Consider the following 5,041-nt stretch of genomic DNA (forward strand, 5'->3'; position numbering starts at 1 on the left):
CGGAGGTCCGCCCGGCGACCCCGGGCAGGAGAGCGACCCCGGGCAGGAGGCACTAAGCTCCGCGCATCGCGTCCGAAGATGGGGCGTATGACCGAAATGTCGTCAAGTAGTTTGGTAGACTAACGACGTGTCCGAGATCGCTGAACGGGAGCGCACGCTGGCCACCCGGTTGCGGATGGCCTCCGTCCGCCTCAACCGCAGGCTGCGGGCGCAGAGCACCGACTCCGTCGTCACGCTCTCCCAGCTGTCCGCGCTGTCCTGCCTCTACAAGGCCGGGGCGATGACTCCGGGCACGCTCGCGGCGAAGGAAGGCGTGCAGCCGCCCTCGATGACCAGGGTCATCGCGGCGCTCGAAGGCCTCGGCCTGGTGGTGCGCACCCCGCACCCCACCGACGGGCGGCAGGCCGTCGTGGACCTCACCGACGCGGGCCGCGCCCGCATCGAAGAGGAGATCTCCGCCCGCGAGCGCTGGCTGGACGTCCAGCTGGCCGAACTCACCAGGGACGAACGCGCGACCTTGAGTCACGCGGCCGAGATCATGGAACGGATCTCGCAGCGCTAGGAGGGAGCTGAGCACGTCGGCGGTGCCAGAGGAATCGCCGCACCCGTCGGGGTCCGACCCGGCCGGTGCGAACCGCACGTCCACCGGCGAGCTCGGCGCACTCTCCGGTGCGTCCGCGGCCGCGCGCGCCGGTGATCCGGAACCGGCGGCCGCGCGCGGGCGGGCCGGAGGTCCGCCCGGCGACCCCGGGCAGGAGAGCGACCCCGGGCAGGAGAGCGATCACCGGCCCGGCGGACCGCCGGCCGGGGAGACCGGCACCGGCGGCGGCATGTTCGGCTCGCTGCGGGTGCGCAACTACCGCTACTACGCGGCGGGCCAGGTCGTCTCGCTCACCGGCACCTGGATGCAGCGGGCCGCGCAGGACTGGCTCGTGCTGGAGCTCTCCGGCGGCAGCCCCGGCGCGCTCGGCGTGGCCGTCGCGCTGCAGTTCCTGCCGACGCTGCTGCTGGCGCTGTGGGCGGGCACCGCCGCCGACCGGTTCGACAAGCGGCGGCTGCTGGTCGCCACCCAGACGGCGCTCGGTGCCAGCGGGCTGCTGCTCGGACTGCTCGACGTGTCCGGTTCGGCGCAGCTCTGGCAGGTGTACGCGCTGTGCTTCGTGCTCGGCTGCTTCGCGGCGGTGGACGCGCCGGTGCGGCAGTCGTTCGTCGTCGAGATGGTCGGCCCCGCGCAGCTCACCAACGCCGTCGCGCTGAACTCGATGACGTTCAACCTGGCGCGGATCGTCGGGCCCGCCATCGCCGGGCTGCTCATCACCGCGATCGGCACCGGGTGGGTGTTCATCGCCAACGGCATCAGCTCGGCCGCCGTGGTCGGCGGGCTGCTGCTGATGAACGTGGCGCGGCTGCACCGCAGCGAACCGGTGCCGAAGGAGCGCGGCCAGGTGCGGGCGGGGCTGCGCTACGTGCTGGGGCGCCCCGACCTGGTGGCGGTGATGGTGCTGGTGTTCTGCGTCAGCACCTTCGGCATGAACTTCGAGAGCACCTTCGCGGTGATCGCCCGCAACGTGTTCGACCGCGACGCCGACGGCTACGGGCTGCTGATCACGATGCTCGCCGTCGGCACCCTCTCCGGCGCCACGCTCGCCGCTCGCCGCAGCAGGAGGTCCGGGTCGCGGCTGCGGCTGATGGTGCTGGGGGCGGGTGCGTTCGGGCTGCTGGAGGCGGTCGGTTCGCTGATGCCGTCGTACTGGTCGTTCGCGGTGATGCTGGTGCCGGTCGGGGTCGCGGTGATGACCTTCACGACCAGCGCGAACTCCACGGTGCAGCTGGCGGTGGAGCCGTCGATGCGCGGCCGGGTGATGGGGCTGTACATGCTGCTGTTCCTCGGCGGGAAACCGGTGGGCGGGCTCGCGTCGGGTTGGCTGGCCGAGGTGCTGGGCCCGCGGTCGCCGCTGCTGCTGGGTGGGCTGGCGTCGCTGGTCGCGGCGGTGGTGTGCGGGGTGCTGCTGCGCCGCCGGAGATCGGGGGTTGCGGACCCTGGGAGGTTAGGCTAACCTAATACATGTCCGCTTCGTGGTGGGAGCGGCAGTCAGTTCGGGAACAGAGCGGGCCCCGTCTCCTCCGGGAGGCGGGGCCCGTTCGCGTTCGGGGTTCGTTCCCGTCCGAGGCCGAACGAGCAGGTCAGGCGGCGGACAGCACTTCGGGGCCCTCCCGGAGGAAGGCCCCGAAGTGTCGGCAGCTTCGCTTGTCGGAGCATCCACCGCCGGTCCGTGGTCCCGCGCGGCCGCGGGAAGGCTCAGGCGGTGGGCAGGCGCAGTCCGTTGTAACCGGCGCGGGCGTCGGCGAACCGCTTGCCGACCTCGTCCCAGTTCACGACGTTCCACAACTGCTTGACGTAGTCCGCCTTCACGTTCTTGTACTGCAGGTAGTAGGCGTGCTCCCAGATGTCGAACACCAGCAGCGGCGTGGTGGCGATCGACAGGTTCGAGTGGTGGTCCCGCAGCTGCTGCGTGATCAACCGCTGACCCACCGGGTCCCACGCCAGCACGCCCCACCCGTTGCCCTGGATCGTGGTCGACACGGCCTCCAGCTGGGCGCGGAACTTGTCGAACGACCCGAAGTCCTGGTCGATGGCCGCCGCCAGCTCACCGGTCGGCTTGTCCCCGCCGTTCGGCGAGAGGATCTTCCACCACACCAGGTGCAGCGAGTGCCCGGCCAGGTTGAACGCCAGCGTCGTCTCCAGGCCGACGATCGACCCGAAGTCGCCCTTGTCCCGCGCCTCGGCGATCTTCTCGATCGTGTCGTTGGCGCCCTTGACGTAGGTCGCGTGGTGCTTGCTGTGGTGCAGCTCGTTGATCTCACCCGAGATCGCGGGCTCCAGCGCCGAGTAGTCGTAGTCCAACTCGGGCAGCACGTACTGAGCCATGGAGCGTCTCCCTGTGCGCGTATCGCTGTCAGCAGTCTCTAGCAATTGCAATCTAGTGGCAACAGCTGGGCGGCTGCATTCCGGCCCGGGTTGATCTCAGTCACCGGGATCGCGCGCGGGCCCGCATCACTCCAGCGGCCAGGCGTGGACCGGCTCGCCCGAGTCCGACAGCTCCACGTAGCGCCGCAGCATCGCCGCCAGCGCGGCCGGACGGTCGTGACCGCGCTGCTCCAGCCGCGCCACCACGTCCCGCTGCCACGACGACCCGGTCTGCTTGCGCAGGCAGCGGGCCTCGATCACGCCCAAGGCGTGCTCCCGCGCGGCGTCCGACACCCCGCACAACCGCAGCCCCTCGTGCGCCATCGGCAGCAACCGGCGCAGCACCAGCTCGTCCGGGGTGATCCATCCGGCGCCCGGCCAGTACAGGTGCGCGTCCATGCCGTGCCGGGCCCCGGTGTAGAAGTTCTCCTCCGCCGCGGCGAACGACATCTGCGTCCACACCGGCCGGTCCTGCTCGGTCAGCGCGCGCTGCACCCCGTAGAAGAACGCGGCGTTCGCCACCACGTCACGCACGCTCGGCCCCGACGGCAGCACCCGGTTCTCCACCCGCAGGTGCGGCACCCCGTCGACCAGGTCGTACACCGGCCGGTTCCAGCGCCAGACGGTGCCGTTGTGCAGCCGCAGCTCCGCCAGCGTCGGCGCCCGGCCCGCCTGCACCGCCGCCACCGGATCCTCCTCCTCCGGTTCCGGCAGCAGGGCGGGGAAGTAGCGCACGTTCTCCTCGAACAGGTCGAAGATCGAGGTGATCCAGCGCTCCCCGAACCACACCCGCGGCCGCACGCCCTGGTTCTTCAGCTCCTGCGGCCGGGTGTCGGTCGCCTGCTGGAACAACGGCACCCGCGTCTCGTGCCACAGCGCCTTGCCGAGCAGGAACGGCGAGTTCGCGCCGATCGCCAGCTGCACCCCGGCCAGGCACTGCGCGGCGTTCCAGTGCGCGGCGAAGTCCTCCGGCGCCACCTGCAGGTGCAGCTGCACCGAGGTGCACGCCGACTCCGGCACGATCGAATCCGCGTAGCAGCGCAGCTGCTCCGGCCCGCCGTCGCCGAGCGGCGCGCCCTCCATGTCCAGCAGCATCTCCTCGCCCTTGGCGGTGAAGATCTGCTCGTTCAGCAGCGAGTACCGCGGGTCGTGCGAGAGCCAGCCCGGGTCGAAGTGGCTGCGCCGCAGCGTGGGCAGCGTGCCGATCAGCACCAGCTTCGCGTTCGCGTCCTGGGCCTTGCCGTCCGCGCGCCGCAACGCCTTCCGCAGCTCGTGCTCCAGCTCCAGGGCACCGTCCCCGGCGAGGGCGCGGGGCAGCACGTTGAGCTCGATGTTGTGCTGGCCCAGCTCGGTGGTGAACGACGGATCGTTGATCTTCTCCAGGACCACCGAGTTCGACATCGACGGGTCCATCCGCTCGTCGATGAGGCTCAGCTCCATCTCCAGCCCCATCTGCTGGTGCGGGAAGGAGAAGTTGCCCTCCGCGAGCATCCGGGCCAGCGCGTCGAGACCGCGCTGCATCTTGTCCCGATAGCGTTGCCGGTCCACAGGAGTGAAAGCCCGACTGGTCACGTGCTTTCCCATGCCGTCTCCCCGCTCGTCGGCCAGCACGCCGGCTTAGGTGGACACCAACGGTGACACATCGGTACCCGGCGGACCAGCGTCCAAAACGGTGTTCGAGCGAGCACCCGGGCACCTCTTGTGACCAGCGGGAAAAGGGACTTTCCCGGCCGGTTCCGCGCCCGTTCCGGGCGGGCCTGACCGGGCGTGCCCTGGCCGATCGGGCGCGGTGGCGCAGGCCGCGGAATCACCGTCGGTGCGCGGACCCATCCGCACGCTGCGTTGCGCGCTGCGCCGATGCGGTGAGGATCTCCAGCCTCCTGCGGAACGGGTCGACTACGCGCGGCAGCCGGGAATCTCCTTGCGCCGCGCGGAAGTCCGGGCGATCCGAGACCGGGGGGGGGGGGGGGGGGGGGGGGGGGGGGGGGGGGGCCGGGGGGGGGGGGGGCCCCCGGGCGCCGCGGGGGGGGGGGGGGGGGGGGGGGGGGGGGGGGGGGGGGGGGGCGGGGGGCG

At 71.5% G+C, this 5,041-nt stretch carries 4 protein-coding genes; 2 read left to right on the forward strand and 2 right to left on the reverse strand.

Annotation, left to right across the window (positions count from 1 at the left end; translation table 11 throughout):
* Positions 1 to 175: 175 nt before the first annotated feature.
* Together LCD31_RS26060 and LCD31_RS26065 are read left to right on the forward strand one after the other, a co-directional pair.
* A complete protein-coding gene (locus tag LCD31_RS26060; protein ID WP_224962335.1) occupies positions 176 to 562 on the forward strand; it encodes a MarR family winged helix-turn-helix transcriptional regulator in 387 nt (128 codons plus the stop codon).
* Between the two features lie 268 nt (positions 563 to 830).
* Positions 831 to 2,057, forward strand: a complete 1,227-nt coding sequence (locus tag LCD31_RS26065) for an MFS transporter (RefSeq protein ID WP_374201684.1) — start codon at positions 831 to 833, stop codon at positions 2,055 to 2,057.
* Between the two features lie 242 nt (positions 2,058 to 2,299).
* Here the strand turns inward: LCD31_RS26065 and LCD31_RS26070 are convergent, their stop codons facing one another.
* Entirely contained in the window at positions 2,300 to 2,929 is a 630-nt protein-coding gene (locus LCD31_RS26070; protein ID WP_224962331.1) for a superoxide dismutase, read from the reverse strand.
* A gap of 126 nt (positions 2,930 to 3,055) precedes the next feature.
* Positions 3,056 to 4,552, reverse strand: coding sequence for a glutamate-cysteine ligase family protein (locus LCD31_RS26075; protein ID WP_224962333.1), 1,497 nt, complete (start codon positions 4,550 to 4,552; stop codon positions 3,056 to 3,058).
* Positions 4,553 to 5,041: the final 489 nt, after the last annotated feature.

Origin of the sequence: Saccharopolyspora sp. 6M (assembly GCF_020176775.1) — a bacterium.
GTDB classification, from domain to species: domain Bacteria; phylum Actinomycetota; class Actinomycetes; order Mycobacteriales; family Pseudonocardiaceae; genus Saccharopolyspora_C; species Saccharopolyspora_C gregorii.

What these genes read in the sequence shown, in the direction of transcription:
- LCD31_RS26060 (WP_224962335.1), top strand. Translation starts at nt 176, where the DNA reads ATGGCCTCCGTCCGCCTCAACCGCAGGCTGCGGGCGCAGAGCACCGAC.
- LCD31_RS26075 (WP_224962333.1), bottom strand. Translation starts at nt 4,552, where the DNA reads ATGGGAAAGCACGTGACCAGTCGGGCTTTCACTCCTGTGGACCGGCAA.
- LCD31_RS26065 (WP_374201684.1), top strand. Translation starts at nt 831, where the DNA reads ATGTTCGGCTCGCTGCGGGTGCGCAACTACCGCTACTACGCGGCGGGC.
- LCD31_RS26070 (WP_224962331.1), bottom strand. Translation starts at nt 2,929, where the DNA reads ATGGCTCAGTACGTGCTGCCCGAGTTGGACTACGACTACTCGGCGCTG.